Annotated in this window: 13 protein-coding genes, 4 tRNA genes and 1 other RNA gene; 14 read left to right on the top strand and 4 right to left on the bottom strand. The window is 39.3% G+C overall.

Translation table 11 applies throughout. The features are described 5' to 3' along the window. The first annotated feature begins 1 nt into the window (after nucleotide 1). The 7 genes from aroE to pgi all read left to right on the top strand — a co-directional run bounded on the left by aroE (nucleotide 2) and on the right by pgi (nucleotide 3426). On the top strand, nucleotides 2-820 hold the full coding sequence (gene aroE / locus C5N92_RS03115; RefSeq protein WP_111749410.1) for a shikimate dehydrogenase: 819 nt from the start codon (nucleotides 2-4) through the stop codon (nucleotides 818-820). Between the two features lie 181 nt (nucleotides 821-1001). Beyond that, nucleotides 1002-1078 (top strand) — tRNA-Met (locus C5N92_RS03110). 3 nt (nucleotides 1079-1081) lie between these two features. Beyond that, a tRNA-Leu gene (locus C5N92_RS03105) sits at nucleotides 1082-1166 on the top strand. Between the two features lie 24 nt (nucleotides 1167-1190). Next, nucleotides 1191-1265, top strand: a tRNA-Gln gene (locus C5N92_RS03100). 48 nt (nucleotides 1266-1313) lie between these two features. Next, nucleotides 1314-1388: transfer RNA gene (locus C5N92_RS03095), tRNA-Gln, on the top strand. Between the two features lie 119 nt (nucleotides 1389-1507). Next, nucleotides 1508-1762, top strand: a complete 255-nt coding sequence (gene ubiK / locus C5N92_RS03090) for a ubiquinone biosynthesis accessory factor UbiK (protein WP_111749409.1) — start codon at nucleotides 1508-1510, stop codon at nucleotides 1760-1762. A 23-nt stretch (nucleotides 1763-1785) separates the two neighbouring features. Further along, the gene (gene pgi, locus C5N92_RS03085; RefSeq protein ID WP_111749408.1) at nucleotides 1786-3426 is read left to right on the top strand and encodes a glucose-6-phosphate isomerase; all 1641 of its coding nucleotides are present in this window, start codon (nucleotides 1786-1788) and stop codon (nucleotides 3424-3426) included. 359 nt (nucleotides 3427-3785) lie between these two features. Here pgi and ssrA read toward each other — a convergent pair. Then, nucleotides 3786-4150: a transfer-messenger RNA gene (gene ssrA, locus C5N92_RS03080) on the bottom strand. Nucleotides 4151-4392: 242 nt separating this feature from the next. On the opposite strand from ssrA, the gene C5N92_RS03075 reads away from it, so the two are divergent. Both C5N92_RS03075 and rpoH read left to right on the top strand, forming a co-directional pair. After that, on the top strand, nucleotides 4393-5730 hold the full coding sequence (locus C5N92_RS03075; protein ID WP_111749407.1) for an MFS transporter: 1338 nt from the start codon (nucleotides 4393-4395) through the stop codon (nucleotides 5728-5730). 148 nt (nucleotides 5731-5878) lie between these two features. After that, nucleotides 5879-6835, top strand: a complete 957-nt coding sequence (rpoH, locus tag C5N92_RS03070; protein WP_111749406.1) for an RNA polymerase sigma factor RpoH — start codon at nucleotides 5879-5881, stop codon at nucleotides 6833-6835. 32 nt (nucleotides 6836-6867) lie between these two features. Here rpoH and argS read toward each other — a convergent pair whose 3' ends face one another. Beyond that, a complete protein-coding gene (gene argS, locus C5N92_RS03065; protein WP_111749405.1) occupies nucleotides 6868-8595 on the bottom strand; it encodes an arginine--tRNA ligase in 1728 nt (575 codons plus the stop codon). A 36-nt stretch (nucleotides 8596-8631) separates the two neighbouring features. Here argS and C5N92_RS03060 point away from each other — a divergent pair, with 36 nt between their 5' ends. The 4 genes from C5N92_RS03060 (at nucleotide 8632) to yccS (ending at nucleotide 12334) form a co-directional block, all read left to right on the top strand. After that, nucleotides 8632-9249: a VOC family protein gene (locus C5N92_RS03060; protein ID WP_111749404.1), complete on the top strand. Its 618-nt coding sequence runs from the start codon at nucleotides 8632-8634 to the stop codon at nucleotides 9247-9249. 21 nt (nucleotides 9250-9270) lie between these two features. After that, nucleotides 9271-9735, top strand: a complete 465-nt coding sequence (locus tag C5N92_RS03055) for an outer membrane lipoprotein (RefSeq protein ID WP_111749403.1) — start codon at nucleotides 9271-9273, stop codon at nucleotides 9733-9735. Nucleotides 9736-9778: 43 nt separating this feature from the next. After that, nucleotides 9779-10054 carry a deoxyribose-phosphate aldolase gene (locus C5N92_RS03050; protein ID WP_111749402.1) on the top strand — a complete coding sequence of 92 codons (276 nt, stop codon included), beginning with the start codon at nucleotides 9779-9781 and terminating at the stop codon, nucleotides 10052-10054. Nucleotides 10055-10150: 96 nt separating this feature from the next. Further along, nucleotides 10151-12334: a YccS family putative transporter gene (gene yccS / locus C5N92_RS03045; protein WP_111749401.1), complete on the top strand. Its 2184-nt coding sequence runs from the start codon at nucleotides 10151-10153 to the stop codon at nucleotides 12332-12334. 41 nt (nucleotides 12335-12375) lie between these two features. Here yccS and ubiD read toward each other — a convergent pair whose 3' ends face one another. Then, a complete protein-coding gene (gene ubiD / locus C5N92_RS03040; RefSeq protein WP_111749400.1) occupies nucleotides 12376-13839 on the bottom strand; it encodes a 4-hydroxy-3-polyprenylbenzoate decarboxylase in 1464 nt (487 codons plus the stop codon). 172 nt (nucleotides 13840-14011) lie between these two features. Here ubiD and znuA point away from each other — a divergent pair, with 172 nt between their 5' ends. Beyond that, a complete protein-coding gene (gene znuA / locus C5N92_RS03035; protein ID WP_111749399.1) occupies nucleotides 14012-14947 on the top strand; it encodes a zinc ABC transporter substrate-binding protein ZnuA in 936 nt (311 codons plus the stop codon). 128 nt (nucleotides 14948-15075) lie between these two features. On the opposite strand, the gene C5N92_RS03030 is transcribed toward znuA, so the two are convergent. Next, nucleotides 15076-16650, bottom strand: a complete 1575-nt coding sequence (locus tag C5N92_RS03030; RefSeq protein ID WP_111749398.1) for a DUF2813 domain-containing protein — start codon at nucleotides 16648-16650, stop codon at nucleotides 15076-15078. Nucleotides 16651-16657 lie beyond the last annotated feature (7 nt).

Here is a 16657-nt window from a genome sequence, read left to right as displayed (position 1 = left end):
AATGAACCACTACGCCGTTTGGGGAAACCCGATTTCACAAAGTAAATCTCCCCGTATTCATACACTTTTTGGCGAACAAACTGGCAAATCAATCTCTTATGTGGCTAAATTGGGCGATGAACAGCAGTTTGAAAGTCAACTACAGCAGTTCTTTGCCGATGGTGCAAAAGGGGGAAATATCACCGCACCATTTAAAGAACGAGCTTTTGCCTTAGCCGATGTATATAGCGAAGGTTGCTTACAAGCGGAAGCGTGTAATACGCTTAAACGTTTAGATGATGGGCGTTTATATGCAGATAATACCGATGGTGTAGGTTTAGTCTCTGATTTGGATCGACTTGGCTGGCTAAAGCCAAATCAACGAGTACTGATTCTAGGCGCAGGTGGTGCAACAAAAGGCGTACTTTATCCACTATTACAAGCTCAACAGCAGATCACGATTTATAATCGAACGTTGGAGAAAGCGGTGAGTTTAGCGGAAAAATTTGCAAAATTTGGCACAATTCAGACCGCTTATTTAGATAATATGGCAGAGCAATCTTTCGATCTTATCATCAATGCAACGTCTTTGGGTTTACAAGGAAAATGTGTTGAATTGCCAAAGAAAATGCTTATCCAAGCTAAACTTTACGATATGCAGTATGCTCCCAACATGCAAACACCATTTCTCAACTATGCACGTTCTCAAGGTGCAACACAATGCCAAGATGGTCTAGGTATGTTAGTTGGGCAAGCTGCCTACGCTTTTAAATTATGGGAAGGTGAATTACCTAATATAGAATCGGTATTAGCTACTTTGAAGAAAGAAATGGAATCCTAAAAGAAGATTTATAACTTACTATAAAATAAGCGAATTTTAAAAGTTATTGATGTTTTTTCTAACAATTTGCCGAATCTCTAGTCAAACAAGCAGAAAAAATTACTTTTTTCAAAAAAGTATTTGACGAGATAGCTCTAAATCAGCATAATACGCCCCGCAAAGCCGATATGGTGACGCAAATGGCTACATAGCTCAGCTGGTTAGAGCACAACACTCATAATGTTGGGGTCACAAGTTCGAATCTCGTTGTAGCCACCATTTGCGGGACTGGCGAAATTGGTAGACGCACCAGATTTAGGTTCTGGCGCCGAGAGGTGTGTGGGTTCAAGTCCCTCGTCCCGCACCATTTGAAGCTTGCAAATAAAACGACTGGAGTATCGCCAAGCGGTAAGGCACTGGGTTTTGATCCCAGCATTCCTAGGTTCGAATCCTAGTACTCCAGCCATCTTATTTCCAAATCTAAATGAACTAACGAAAGTTAGTTTTTTTCTTTTGGGGTATCGCCAAGCGGTAAGGCACTGGGTTTTGATCCCAGCATTCCTAGGTTCGAATCCTAGTACCCCAGCCATCTCTTTTTATTTTCCTTAGATCAAAATAATCCTTAATTTTCATTCTTCATCAGTACTTTTTCTTTTTATCTCTTGAGAAATTCTTTAAAATTAACATTCAATTTATCAGGAGAAAACGATGCTTAATCCAAAAAATTTAGAATCTATCGCACAGCAACTTCATAATGCATTACCACAAAGTTTGAAAAATGTCGGTAATGATTTAGAAGAGAAATTTAAACAAATTTTACAAGCTCAACTTGCCAAACTTGACATCGTCACCCGTGAAGAGTTTGATGTACAGTCTCAAGTTTTGCTTCGTACTCGTGAAAAACTCAACGAATTAGAAAAACGCTTAGATGAGTTAAGTACAAAATCATCAACAGAATCTTAAAATTAAATTCAAGGGGATACTTAATGCAAAAAATCAATCCGACGCAAACTTTCGCATGGAATGCTTTAGAACAGCATAAGACGGAAAATTTAACAATTCCACAACTTTTCAAGGAAGATTCAGCCCGTTTTGATAAATATTCACTACGATTTGAAGATCAAATCCTTGTAGATTTTTCTAAAAATGCGATCAATGAACAAACCCTTTCACTTTTACGTCAACTAGCCGATGAATGCCAAGTTAAATCGGCAACTTATGCAATGTTTAGCGGTGCAAAAATCAATCGTACTGAAAATCGTGCGGTACTTCATACCGCTTTACGTAACCGTTCAAATACTCCGGTTGAAGTGGATGGCAAAGATGTGATGCCTGAAGTGAATGCAGTGCTAGAGAAAATGAAAGGTTTCTGTGAGCGTGTGATTTCAGGCGAATGGAAAGGTTATACAGGCAAAGCGATTACCGATGTAGTGAATATTGGTATCGGCGGTTCTGATTTAGGACCTTATATGGTAACTGAAGCATTACGACCATATAAAAATCACCTTAATATGCATTTTGTTTCTAACGTGGATGGAACTCACATGGCAGAAACATTGCGTAAAACTAACCCAGAAACGACGTTATTTTTAGTTGCATCTAAAACCTTTACAACACAAGAAACCATGACTAACGCACATTCTGCTCGTGATTGGTTATTGGCGGCGGCAAAAGATGATGCTGCGGTAGCAAAACATTTCGTCGCACTTTCTACCAATGCAAAAGAAGTGTCAAAATTTGGTATTGATACCGCGAATATGTTTGAGTTTTGGGATTGGGTTGGCGGTCGCTATTCTCTTTGGTCTGCCATCGGACTTTCTATTGCGCTCTCTTTAGGTTTTGAGAACTTCGAGCAGTTGCTTGAAGGCGCACATGCAATGGACAAACATTTCTTAAATGCTTCTGCAGAAGAGAATATTCCATTAACGTTAGCATTGGTGGGAATTTGGAATAACAACTTCCTAGGTGCAGAATCGGAAGCAATTTTACCTTATGACCAATATATGCATCGTTTCGCTGCGTATTTCCAACAAGGTAATATGGAATCGAATGGCAAATTTGTAGGACGTGATGGCAAAGCAGTAAATTATCAAACAGGTCCAATTATTTGGGGTGAACCGGGAACAAACGGTCAGCATGCTTTCTACCAATTAATTCACCAAGGCACAAAATTAATTCCTTGTGACTTTATTGCGCCAGCTCAAACGCATAATCCACTTGCAGATCATCATGCTAAACTGCTTTCTAACTTCTTTGCACAAACTGAAGCTCTTGCCTTTGGTAAATCACAAGAAGTGGTGGAACAAGAGTTTTTACAAGCGGGTAGATCTTTAGAAGATGTTGCAGAAATTGTGCCATTCAAAGTGTTTACAGGTAACAAGCCAACGAACTCGATTTTAGTACAAAAAATCACACCATTTACATTAGGTGCATTGATTGCCATGTATGAACATAAAATCTTTGTTCAAGGCGTTATTTTCAACATCTATAGCTTTGACCAATGGGGCGTAGAATTAGGTAAACAACTTGCAAACCGCATCTTACCTGAATTGGAAAATGATGAAAAAATCACAAGCCATGATAGTTCAACGAACGGGCTGATTAATCAATTTAAAGCTTGGAAATAAAGCTTTAGTAGCATAATAGACAAGGAGTAATGAATATTTTCATTACTCCTTTTTTATTATAAATAGACAGAATCTATCTATAATTTGTTTGCTAGTAAATATTTGGCGATGTGCATAAATAGGTTATGGTGAAAATGAAAAGGCGATATCTTATACACTCAATTAGATTTTCCAAAGATGCCATCTAAACCTTTAATGGATAAGCCGTCTTGTTCCAATTTAATCACTTCAATCGGATCAGGCAATTCAATACGGAAATGCTTGCTTTCGTAGTTCTCAATTAGTGTTAATAAAAAAGCCTTGAATCGTTGGTGTTCAAGGCTTTGTGTTACGTCTATTTACGTTGGTTTATTTCGATTTGGTGGAGCTGGGGGGATTTGAACCCCCGTCCGAAATTACTCCATCTTCAGCACTACACGTTTAGTCTCGTCTTTGATTTCGCTTACCCCCAGCGGACAGACACGCAAAGAATAAGCTAGCTTGATTTAATTTAGTGCTTCGATCTCCAAGCGTAAGCGTCCACACGATCTCGTTTTGGGTGACTTATCGGACTCCTCGTCTTACGAGCGGAAGCTGAGGCGATAAGGCTATGAGCAGGTTATTAAGCTGCTAAAGCGTATTGTTCGTCGTTTGCGACTATTTTTTGCGGTTTGTTTACGAGGCCTACCGCACCTCGACGTGCACCTTGGACTTCGCTAATCCCGTCGAATCCTGAATCAGCCCCAAAAGTTGGGCGATTGTAAAGGAAAGTTGCGAGATTTGCAAAACGTTTTACCTACTTTTTATCAATTCATTTTTTGAAGTGGCTCACATAACTACAAATTAGTTTCGATTTTGAAAATAAAAAGATGGTAAATTACGAATACTTTACATAATATAAATTTCGTTTTATTCGACTTATTTATCATCAAGTTAAATAAAATGTATCACGAATAATGATGTTTTTTTATGAATAAGGAGTCGATTATGTCTTTCGATTATGCTCAAAAAGAACCTGAAAAATTTCTGACATTTTTAAAACGTCAGAAAATGATTTTTATCGTGGCATTTTTAGGTTATGTCTGTGCTTACCTTGTGCGAAATAACTTTAAGTTAATGTCAAAGTCTATTATGGTAACAAATGGCTGGGACAAAGCAGATATTGCAATGCTATTATCTTGTCTAACCATTTCTTATGGTTTAGCAAAATTTTACATGGGGGCATTAGGCGACCGCGTAGATTTGCGTAAATTATTCTCTATCTGTTTAGCTGCGAGTGCCGCTATTTGTATCATTATTGGTATTTCGCATACATCTATTATTTTACTTTCTGTATTGCTGATTCTTTGTGGTGTTGTGCAAGGTGCTTTAGCTCCTGCTTCTCAAAATATGATTGCGAATTACTATCCAAATAAAACTCGTGGTGCAGCAATTGCAGGTTGGAATATTTCTCAAAACATGGGTTCTGCATTATTACCAATGGCAATTGCGACCATGACGACGATGGGTTTTATTGTACCTGCGACAGGCGATATCTTTATGGCATTCTTAGTTCCGGGCGTTTTAGTATTATTGTTTGCACTATTTTGTTGGAAATATGGTGGTGATAATCCTGAAGCTGAAGGGCTAGATTCATTAAGAACAATGTATGGTGATGCAGGTGAATCCAATGTGGCAACAGAAGAAGAGAAAAGCACACTAACATATTGGCAATTGATTTGGAAATATGTATTTTTAAATCCTGCATTGCTCTTAGTCGCAGCAGTTAATGTCGCACTCTACTTTATTCGGTTTGGTATTGAAGATTGGATGCCAATTTATCTGCATGAAGTTGCACATCTTGGTGATGCTGAAGCTCACATGGCTATTTCTGTCTTAGAGTGGGTTGCGATTCCAGGCTCATTAGTTTTTGCATGGCTAGCGGTTAAATATCCAAATAAAATGGCAAAAATGGGCGCTATCGGCCTATTCATTATGGTAGGTATCGTATTTGCTTATGAGTATGTTGCAGTTTCAGGCCCATCAAATTATGCCTTACTGCTTGTAATTTGTGGCATTCTCGGTGCATTAATTTATGGTCCGCAACTCATTGTGAATATTTTAACAATCAACTTTGTTCCACTAAATGTAGCCGGTACAGCAATTGGTTTTGTTGGCGTAACTGCTTATCTGATTGGAAATATGGGGGCGAACTGGATTATGCCATTAATGGCAGATGGATTTGGTTGGTTCTGGTCTTATGTTGTTATTGCAGCACTATCTGCCTTTTCTGCTATTGGTTATTTAATATTGGCAAAACATGAAGAGAAAACGATTAAAGCCTAAATGCTTATTTTAATGAGAGAACCGAGCCCAATGAGCTCGGTTTTTTTATTAAATCACTAAATGATTTGGTGATCTGTCGAGAAAGCGGTAAGATCTTAGGGATTTTTTACAGTTTCATACCCAAACTGTTTTTAAATGTGAGAAAAGAATGAATAAATATCCTAACGCAGATTTTGACGATACAGATATCGAAGATGCTGAAATTATAGAGCCTGAAGAAGTTGAATTAATTGATACTAATGATGAAGCGACCCACCCAGCTTTAGCAAATAATATGCTTATTCCGCAGGGAGGTAGTCTTGATAGCTATATTCGTATGGCGAATCAATATCCAATTTTGACTGCGGAACAAGAAAAAGAACTTGCTGAACGTTTTTATTATGATGAAGATTTAGATGCAGCAAAACAGCTCATTATGTCGCACCTACGTTTTGTGGTACATATTGCACGTGGTTATATGGGCTACGGCTTACCATTGGCAGATCTGATTCAGGAAGGTAACATTGGCTTAATGAAAGCGGTAAAACGGTTTAATCCTGAAGTGGGGGTGCGTTTAGTTTCCTTTGCAGTGCATTGGGTGAAAGCTGAAATTCACGAATATGTATTAAAAAATTGGCGTATCGTGAAAGTTGCCACGACGAAAGCACAACGTAAACTGTTCTTTAATCTACGCAAAAATAAACAGCGTTTGGCGTGGTTTAATGAAGAAGAAATTCAAAAAGTGGCAGAAGAACTGGGTGTTTCGCCTGAAGATGTAAAAGAGATGGAATCTCGTATGACTGGGCAAGATATGGGCTTTGATTTGCCTGTCGGTGAAGACAGTGATGAAGCTTATGTTCCATCAATGTATATTGAAGATGATAGATCGAATTTTGCCGATGAATTAGAAGATGAAGAACATAACGGGCAAGCAACAGCACAACTTGCTTATGCATTGGCACAGCTTGATGAACGTAGCCAAGACATTATCAAAACCCGTTGGCTTGATGAAAACAAAGCCACCTTACATGAGCTAGCGGCTAAATATAATATTTCTGCCGAGCGGGTACGTCAGCTTGAAAATCAAGCATTGAAGAAAATTAAAGATGCAATCACGCTTGAATAGCAAATAGCCCTTCCAGTTGGAAGGGCTATTTTTTACATTTTCTCTACTGTCTTAATCCCCAACAACCCTAAACCTTGCTGTAAGGTTTTTGCTGTAAGGTGAGCCAGTTTCAAACGGCTTTGTTTAATGCTTTCTTCTGCATTTAACATCGGGCAGGCTTCATAGAAACTTGAGAATACCCCTGCAAGTTCATAGAGATATTGGCACAGAACGTGTGGCGTGCCGTCTTTGGCAACCACTGTTACCGCTTCTTCAAACTGCAACAATTTTAGGGCTAACGCACGCTCTTTTTCTTCCGTGAGAACAATCTCGCCATTTAAGCTGTTCGGGTCAATCCCTGCTCGGCTGAAGATTGAACGCACACGGGTGTAAGCATATTGCATATACGGAGCGGTGTTGCCTTCAAAGCTCAACATATTGTCCCAGTCAAATACATAGTCAGTGGTGCGGTTTTTGCTGAGATCGGAGTATTTCACCGCCCCGATAGCCACCGCTTCAACCACCGCTTGTTTTTCACAAGCGGTCAGATCTGGATTTTTTTCTGCAATTAATTTTTCTGCACGTTCCACCGCTTCGTCTAACAAATCGGCTAATTTCACCGTGCCACCCGTACGGGTTTTGAACGGCTTGCCGTCCTTACCTAACATCATTCCGAAGTTGTGATGCTCAAGGCTGAAACTCTCTGGCACATAGCCTGCTTTACGAGTAATTAACCACGCCTGTTGCATATGCTGGCTTTGGCGAGTATCGGAGAAAACCAACGCACGATCTGCTTTTAGCGTTTCATAGCGATATTTAGCGGCGGCAATATCAGTGGTGGTGTAAAGGAAGCCACCATCTTTTTTCTGCACGATCACGCCCATTGGGTCGCCGTCTTTGTTTTTAAATTCATCAAGGAAAACCACCAACGCCCCATCGTCTTCAACGGCTAAACCTTGTGCTTTCAAGTCCGCCACGATTTCAGGCAACATTGGATTGTACAAACTTTCGCCCATTACATCGTTTTCGGTTAAGGTCACGTTCAAGCGGTTGTAGTTATGTTGGTTTTGTTGCATCGTGATATTGACCAACTTTTTCCACATTGTGCGACAGTATTCATCGCCACTTTGCAATTTCACCACATAGTTACGGGCTTTTTCCGCAAAGGCTTCATCGCTGTCGTAATGCTCTTTTGCTGCACGGTAAAAGGCTTCCAGATCGCTCAATTCCATTTCCGAAGCGTGTTCGTTTTCCATTTTTTCAAGGTACGCAATCAACATACCGAACTGGGTTCCCCAGTCGCCAACGTGGTTCGCTCGGATCACCTTGTTACCTAAAAATTCCAACGCACGCACCACGCCGTCACCGATAATGGTTGAACGCAAATGCCCAACGTGCATCTCTTTTGCTACGTTTGGGGATGAATAATCGACTACCACCGTTTGAGCTTGATTTAATTCAATGCCTAATTTATCGCCAACTAACGCTTTTTCTGCATTTTGTGCCAACCACGCTGGATTTAAGAAGATATTGATAAAGCCTGGACCTGCGATTTCTAACTTCTCGGCAATGTCGCCTAATTCAACATTGTCTAACACTTTTTGAGCAAATTCGCGTGGGTTTAAGCCAAGTTTTTTCGCGGCCCCCATAATGCCGTTGGCTTGATAATCGCCAAATTGCACTTTGCCTGATTGACGCACCAACGGCTCAACATTTTGCTCTGCCCCAGCTACAATCATTGCCTGTTTAATTTTTTCCGATAGAATGTGTTGTATATTCACGTTTATACCTATTTTTAACCCTAAAAAATGAGTGCAATGATACTAAAAAATACGGATAAAAGCTCCGAATTTGCAAACTTTTTCACAAATTTGACCGCTTGTTTTGGCGATCTAGCGGTATTTGAGCAGAAAATTCAACAAATCGCCGAAATAGCAAAGATCGATTTGTCACGTTATCAAATCGATCATCTGGCAGTGCGAATGAACAGCAATGAACTGGCGGAACAGTGGCGAGCGTTGTTACTCAACGGCTCAACCTTATTGAAAGAGAGTGAAGTGAATGGTCGCCCGATTGGGTTATTTACCTTAAACCAACCGCTTAACTTTTGTGGGCAGCAGGTTTCTGTGATTGAGTTACCTTTTCCCAAAGGCAAAATCTATGCAGAACAAGGCTGGGAGCATATTGAGCTAGTCGTGCCGATGCTTGAAAACGAAAGCGTTGAAGATTGGTGTAAGCGGATAGATTCGCACTTTTCTTTGCAAAATAACCCTGAATTAAAGGTTAAATTCAGTCAACCACAAGTCAATGGCGAACGTTTACCAAATCCTAGTGTGGCAATTTCACTAAAAAATGCAACTTATCGTAATTTTTGCTGTCTAAAGTTGCATCCTTATGATATAAATACAATCGTTTGTTCAGAGAGCAATCTTTGAACTTTTTTATTGGAGAACAATATGAAAAAATTTGGATTCGCAGTAGCATTAATGACTAGCTTAACTCTTGTTGGTTGTGCAAATACAGACGTTTATAGCGGAAGTGTATATCGTGGTGAACAGGCAAAAGAAGCCCGTTCAATTAGCTACGGCACGATCTTATCTGTACGCGATGTGAAAATCCAAGCAGATAATCAAGGTGTTATTGGTACTGTAGGTGGCGGTGTATTAGGTGGTATTGCAGGTTCAACAATCGGCGGTGGTACCGGACAAGCTGTAGCGACAGCAATTGGTGCAATTGCTGGCTCAGTCATTGGTAGCACAGTTGAAGAAAAAGCGAGTCAAGTTTCTTCATTAGAAATGGTGATTCGTAAAGATGATGGTAAAGAAATCGTTGTAGTTCAGAAGAAAGAAGACGGTTTCGTACCAGGTAAACGTGTAAGAATTGTGGGCTCTAGCTCTGATTTGAACGTTTCACTTTTATAATTTTTTAGATAATTTACTTTGTTTATATCTTAAGGACATAAAAATGAAAAAATTTTCACTTATTGTATTAATGAGTGCTGTATTAGCAGCTTGTACTGCAGATGTTTACTCTGATAAAGGTAATGCGACTATTGTAAGTAGCAAATATTTATCTGAGAATGTTGTAGAACTTGTTGTTAAAAAAGATAGCGGTGAGTTAGTTACAATGACTCGCGAATATGATGCTCACGCAGCTGTTGGCGCAAGAGTAAATGTAACTGACAACTACAATCACGAAGATCCTGATTTAAAAACCATTACTCGTTACGAGTTTAAATAATTCAGGCTAAGTATAGAAACCTCGATTTCATCGAGGTTTTTTTATGCCTAAATTTGACATAAAATGTAAAAAATTCATCTTATCTAACCGCTTGTTATGCACGCTTTTCTTCGAAAACTTTCATCTGATTGGTTAAATGCGAATATTATCGGTACATTGCCAATATTTTTCGCAACCAATATTGCCGCATTACTCATTTGGCAACTCAATATTTCAGAGCAAACTATGCCTTTGATTTTAGGCATTATTGCTGCTGGATTATCAGATCTAGATAACCGCTTAACAGGTCGTTTAACTAATCTTTTCTTCACCCTTATTGCTTTTGCTATTTCAGCATTAAGTTCTCAGCTTGCATTAAGCCATGGTTGGCTATTCATTCCTCTCATCACCATGATTACCTTTATTGTTATCATGTTAGGTGCAATAGGGCAACGTTATAGCACCATCGCCTTTGGTACACTACTAGTCTCCGTATATACCACATTAACTTATGTAGAAACAACAGCTTGGTATGGTAATACGCTCATGATCTTAGCTGGAACACTGCTCTATGGATTAGTTGCTGTCGTGGTTTATCTGATTTTCCCCAATCGAACAGTACAAGAGAATATGGCGCTCTATTTTGAAGCCTTAGGTAAATATTTGCAGGCAAAATCTGACTTTTTCGATCCCGATGAAATGGAGTCCTTGCCTGCTAAGCAATTAGCATTAGCGAAAGCGAATATAGACGTTATGGCTACTTTTGATAAAGCAAGAGTGTCTTTATTTTATCGCTTAAGAGGACAGCATCGCCATTTATGTACACAAAAGATGCTACGTTACTATTTTACAGGGCAAGATATTTGGGAGAGAGCGAGTTCAAGTCACTCACAGTACGAAAATCTATTTAAAGGGCTTAAAAATACGGATTTAATTTTCCGTTTTCAGCGGTTATTAGAGTTACAAGCCATTGCTTGCCAACAAATTGCAAATGCACTTCGTCATAATGAAGCTTATCAACATAATAGCCGAGGTGAGCGAGTATTAACAGGTTTAACTCAATCTTTGTCTTACCATCAAACACAAGGTATTCCTTCGATTTCTATCTTACAATCTATTACGGAGAATTTACGGAATATAGAAGGGCAATTAGCTCAATTATCAAATGACAATATAACTGCTATTAATCACCAACATCAGCCAAAAACAGCTCGTTTGATTGCAGAAAATGTTTCAGGTTTAGGCAATATGATTAAAGCAATCAAAAGTCAGTGTCACTTTGGTTCTCAGCTTTTTCGCCATGCTGTTCGACTATCCATTGTTGTGTGTTTGTGTAGTAGTTTGGTGGAATATTTTCATATTCAAGAAGGCTATTGGATTTTATTGACCGCAGTTTTGGTTTGCCAACCTAATTACTCAGCCACCAAAAAACGTTTGGTTCAACGTGTGATTGGGACAGTGCTTGGTGTGATTGTCGGTATGTCTTTCCGCTATCTTTCTCCAACTTTGGAAGCTCAATTAGGCATTATTGTCGCTGCAAGTAGTTTATTCTTTTTCTTTAGAACGAATAATTACAGCTTTTCGACCTTTTTTATTACGATTCAAGTTTTAGTCAGTTTTGATGTAGTCGGGTTTGGTTCAGATAGTGCAATGTTACCGCGTATTTTAGATACGTTGTTAGGTGTTGGTATTGCTTGGTTTGGGGTATCTTATTTATGGCCAGATTGGCGTTATATCAATTTACACAATAGTTTAAAAGAGACCTTAAAAACCAGTTCAACCTATCTCAAATACATTGTGGCCCAATTACAATTTGGTTATCGAGATCAATTTTCCTATCGTATTGCAAGACGTTCGGCACAAAACGCACTAGCAAATTTGAGTGCTGCCGTATCCAATATGACCGGTGAGCCTAAAAAATACAGTAAAGAGTTAACTTTCGCTCCAACCTTATTAGGCTTAAGTTATACGCTGATGAGTTATATTTCAGCATTAGGCTCACATAGAATTGACAGCGCTCATTTAAATCATCATGTTGACTTTGCCAGTGTCTTTTTTAAACAGGCAAAACAGATCTCGACTTTGTTAGAAAAAATGGCATTAGGAGACAAATGTACGGAACAAACCATTCACACCATGGATCAGCAGTTACAAAAATTTGAAGCGGATTTCCAATTATCACAAATTGATGAGCGAAGCTTCATTCTTCTGCAACAATTACGACTTATCGTCCAGCTACTTCCACAACTATGGGAATTAGTCGGAAAGGAGAAAAGTCACCATTACGAAAAAGGAATATAGAAAAGAAAAATAGGGGTATCGGCAAGATACCCCTATTTGTACTATAAGCCCAAACTCTCCCAAATTTCATCAACCCGTTTGACGACATCAGGATTTTTGCTAATCGGCGTCCCCCATTCTCGTTGGGTTTCGCCAGCCCATTTGTTTGTGGCATCAATACCCATTTTGGAACCTAATCCAGCGATTGGCGAAGCAAAATCCAAATAATCTATCGGGGTGTTTTCGATAAGTGTCGTGTCTCGTGCTGGGTCGCAGCGGGTGGTGATCGCCCAAATTACATCTTTCCAGTCTCGAGCATTCACATCATCATCACACACAATCACAAATTTGGTGTACATAAATTGACGTAAGAACGACCAAACCCCCATCATCACTCGCTTGGCGTGTCCTGCGTACTGTTTCTTAATCGTCACCACCGCCAAGCGATAGGAACAGCCTTCAGGTGGCAGATAAAAATCGACAATTTCAGGGAACTGCTTCTGCAAAATCGGGATAAAGACTTCATTCAAGGCTTCCCCCAACACCGCAGGTTCATCAGGCGGTCTGCCCGTGTAGGTGGAATGGTAAATCGCATCTTTTCGCATCGTAATGTGCGTTACGGTAAACACAGGGAAATACTCTTGTTCGTTGTAGTAGCCCGTGTGGTCGCCGTAAGGCCCTTCGAGAGCGGTTTCATTGAGATCGATATAGCCTTCTAGCACAATTTCTGCACTGGCTGGCACTTCTAAATCATTACTGATCGATTTTACTACTTCCGTTTTGTGTCCACGCAACAAACCTGCAAAAGCGTATTCAGACAAGGTATCAGGGATCGGCGTAACCGCTGCCAAAATGGTCGCAGGATCCGCCCCCAACGCCACCGAAACAGGAAACGGCTTATCAGGGTTGGCTTCTTTCCACTCCTGAAAATCCAACGCACCACCACGATGAGAAAGCCAACGCATAATCAGCTTATTTTTACCGATCAGCTGTTGGCGATAAATCCCCAAATTCAACCGCTTTTTGTAAGGCCCTTGTGTTATCGTCAGCCCCCAAGTGACAAGGGGAGCCACATCGCCTTGCCAACAGTGCATAATCGGCAGTTTATAGAGATCGACATCATCGCCCGAGAGCACCACTTGCTGACAATCCGCCTTGCTCAACACCTTGCTTGGCATATTCAGCACTTGCTTCCATTGTGGCAACTGCCCGATTAAATCCTTAAACCCCTTTGGTGGCTCAGGCTCTTTCAAAAACGCCAACAGCTTACCAAGTTCTCGTAAGGCTTTGGTATCTTCTTGCCCCATACCCATTGCCACCCGTTCAGGCGTGCCGAACAGGTTGCACAAAACAGGCATATCGTAGCCTTTCGGATTTTCAAACAGCAACGCAGGACCGCCCTTGCGTAAAGTGCGGTCGGCAATTTCGGTCATTTCCAAATAAGGATCGATCTCTTGGCGAATACGCTTTAACTCACCTTTTTGCTCAAGTAGATCGAGAAATTCTCGCAGGTTTTTATATTTCATAAGTTCTCCTGATTACTCATTGCAGTATAGCAAAATTTTGCTTAAATCTAACCGCTTGCAAGCGGTTACTTTTCATAAAAAATTTACAAAATTAAATAACCATAAAAAAATTATAGAAATATTGTGAAATTCTGCTAATATTTCGCCACTTTAATTTAAAGGAGATTTTTTTATGTTTAAGAAAAGTGTATTAAGCCTTGCTTTATTAGCTGCAACCGCTGTTTCAAATGCAGATGTACTTACTACGGTAAAACCGCTTGGCTTTATTGCTAGTGCAATTACTGATGGCGTAACTGAAACTAAAGTATTACTGCCAGTCAGCGCGTCGCCGCACGATTACAGCTTAAAACCATCTGATGTTGAGCAATTACAATCCGCTCAATTAGTCGTTTGGGTGGGTGAAGAGATGGAATCTTTCCTAGAAAAAAGCATTGAGAAATTGCCGAAAGAGAAAGTATTAACCCTTGAAAATGTTGATGCCATTAAAGAGATCGCGGAGCATTCAAGTGAACATAAAGAAGATAAGCACGACCACAAACATGAGCATAAGCATGAACACAAACATTCACACGGACACGATCATGCTCATAGCCACGATGAAGACTGGCACATTTGGCTTTCACCAACCGCCAGTGAGCATATCGCCGAGCAAATCGCCGAGCGTTTAAGCCAACAATTACCAGAACAAAAAGCGAAAATTGCGGAAAATTTAGCAAGCTTTAAAGCAACTCTTGCAGCTAAAAATGTAGAGATTGCAAAACAGCTAGAGCCTGTAAAATCAAAAGGTTACTACACTTTCCACGATGCTTACGGCTATTTTGAAGATGCTTACGGATTAAAATCCTTAGGTTCCTTTACCATTAACCCAACTGTTGCACCAGGTGCAAAAACCTTAAACAAAATTAAGCAAAGCATTGCTCAGAAAAAAGCACAATGTTTATTCGCAGAGCCACAATTTACACCGAAAGTGATTGAAAGTTTAAGCAAAGGCACTTCAGCGAAAGTCGGTCAGCTTGATCCACTTGGTGCTAAAGTTGAATTAAGCAAAAATGCGTATCCTGAGTTTTTACAATCCTTAGCTAGCCAATTTAGTGAGTGTTTAAACTAAATTAAAATATCCAATATGATGTAGCAGTTGCATAAAACTCAAAAAAGCTCGTAGCAACTGTGTTTGTGCAAATGCTACATAAAACTCAAAATACCTACGGGGCTTAGTAAGCCCCAAATTTTTCATCATTATTCTCTTACAAAATTTATTACACGTGAAAATAAACGTGTAAAAAGTGTTGGAATAGACTCTTTACCCCTTTTTTGAATTTCACTAGCAAGAGCAAGAGCTAGATCAGGTTTAGATGTTCGACGTATCGCTTGTTGAATAATTTTAGTAGCTGGGTAGTAATTCCCTTGAGCTTTCCAACGAGATAAATGAATAAAGATTGATGCAAAACCAGAAAAGTAGAGAAAATGTTCAATATCACTTTTAGGTAATATCGTAAGACGCTCCGAAGTAGTTTCATGCTCATCCAACATACTTTTCACCGCTTCTGCATATTTCTTACCAGCAATATCTCCATCAGTTAAAACATGCCACTCAATCCCCATCGCTTTCACATATTTCAGTAAAGGAGTAAGACCTGATTGCGCAAATTCAACAATACGAATTCCTTCCAATTCCAAGTTAATCCCTAATTGCTCCGCTAAAGCAGACAATAGCCAGACTTCTGTTTCACCCTCTACTAATATCCAAGCATTTGCAAATAGAGCGATGCTACGATTGTAATGAATGTGAAATGTAAGACGACGTAAAGCTTGCTTAGATAATGTATATTTTGAAAGCTGATAAGCTTTTATCGCATTAGGGGAACGGACCAATCGGCAAATAGAACGTAGCTCAACTTGTGAAAGTAACTCAACAGAATTCGTTGTTGTAATACGTTGAATAGGCAAAAACTGCATCAGCTCCCAAATAATAGCGACCATTCTAGGGTGTAATCTTGCATCAGGATCTTCAAATAATACGATGGGTTGCAGTACAGCACCAAATTCTGATTTTTCACTAATGGGAATAAAAAATTGTGAGATTTTCTCAAATAGAGTTTGACGTAATGCTAAATCTCCAGTTCTTAAATCAGAACAAAGTTGTTTCACTTTACTCCATAATACAGACGGGTCGGGAATAGTTTTGAGCAATAATTGTTTATTTTCATCATGAAAAAAATAGTATTGTAATAAGAGTACAAGAGCATTAATCTTTTCATCAAATAAGTGATTACAGCCATCTCCATCATCTATATAACACTGTTTAAAAGATCTATGCTCTTTTAAACGCGCATCACGAAAACGAAAAACCGGAAAATATTGGAGCAATTTAGTAATAATTTCTTCTTTATTTTCTAAATAGATCTCTTCACCATTTTGATCGATAAAATCATAGTAAGTTTGTATCTCATTTTCTGTTCGTTCACCACTTACTTTGAGATAAACACGATGGTATTGATCTTGGTGTTCTATAAAAAGTGCTTGATAGCATTGATGTTGAAGATCTAAATGCTCATCAATAAAACTATTACTAAAGCTAAAAAGTAACGTTATCTGATTTGAGACAGAAGGAGATTTTCCTGCTGTAACATGAAAGTCGGAATAAAGAAATTGATAACGTTTTTGCTCTGCATTGAAAATTAGGCTTAATGCATCAAGTAAACTCGATTTACCCCACGCATTTTCCCCAATCAACACCATATTAGGTCTTAATGTCATGGAAAGGCGACTAATACCTCTAAATCCGACGATATCGATATTACGTAAGTACATAAATTCT

This window comes from Glaesserella australis, assembly GCF_003260095.1.
In the GTDB taxonomy this organism is placed as follows: domain Bacteria; phylum Pseudomonadota; class Gammaproteobacteria; order Enterobacterales; family Pasteurellaceae; genus Glaesserella; species Glaesserella australis.
Note: the sequence above shows the minus strand (reverse complement) of the source record. Positions and strands in the feature narration are given on the sequence as shown.

Excerpts from the sequence above, each read along its gene's own strand:
- pgi (WP_111749408.1), top strand. The coding sequence starts at position 1,786 with ATGCAAAAAATCAATCCGACGCAAACTTTCGCATGGAATGCTTTAGAA.
- C5N92_RS03075 (WP_111749407.1), top strand. The coding sequence starts at position 4,393 with ATGTCTTTCGATTATGCTCAAAAAGAACCTGAAAAATTTCTGACATTT.
- C5N92_RS03055 (WP_111749403.1), top strand. The coding sequence starts at position 9,271 with ATGAAAAAATTTGGATTCGCAGTAGCATTAATGACTAGCTTAACTCTT.
- yccS (WP_111749401.1), top strand. The coding sequence starts at position 10,151 with ATGCACGCTTTTCTTCGAAAACTTTCATCTGATTGGTTAAATGCGAAT.
- ubiK (WP_111749409.1), top strand. The coding sequence starts at position 1,508 with ATGCTTAATCCAAAAAATTTAGAATCTATCGCACAGCAACTTCATAAT.
- C5N92_RS03060 (WP_111749404.1), top strand. The coding sequence starts at position 8,632 with ATGATACTAAAAAATACGGATAAAAGCTCCGAATTTGCAAACTTTTTC.
- rpoH (WP_111749406.1), top strand. The coding sequence starts at position 5,879 with ATGAATAAATATCCTAACGCAGATTTTGACGATACAGATATCGAAGAT.
- C5N92_RS03030 (WP_111749398.1), bottom strand. The coding sequence starts at position 16,650 with ATGTACTTACGTAATATCGATATCGTCGGATTTAGAGGTATTAGTCGC.
- aroE (WP_111749410.1), top strand. The coding sequence starts at position 2 with ATGAACCACTACGCCGTTTGGGGAAACCCGATTTCACAAAGTAAATCT.
- C5N92_RS03050 (WP_111749402.1), top strand. The coding sequence starts at position 9,779 with ATGAAAAAATTTTCACTTATTGTATTAATGAGTGCTGTATTAGCAGCT.
- ubiD (WP_111749400.1), bottom strand. The coding sequence starts at position 13,839 with ATGAAATATAAAAACCTGCGAGAATTTCTCGATCTACTTGAGCAAAAA.
- znuA (WP_111749399.1), top strand. The coding sequence starts at position 14,012 with ATGTTTAAGAAAAGTGTATTAAGCCTTGCTTTATTAGCTGCAACCGCT.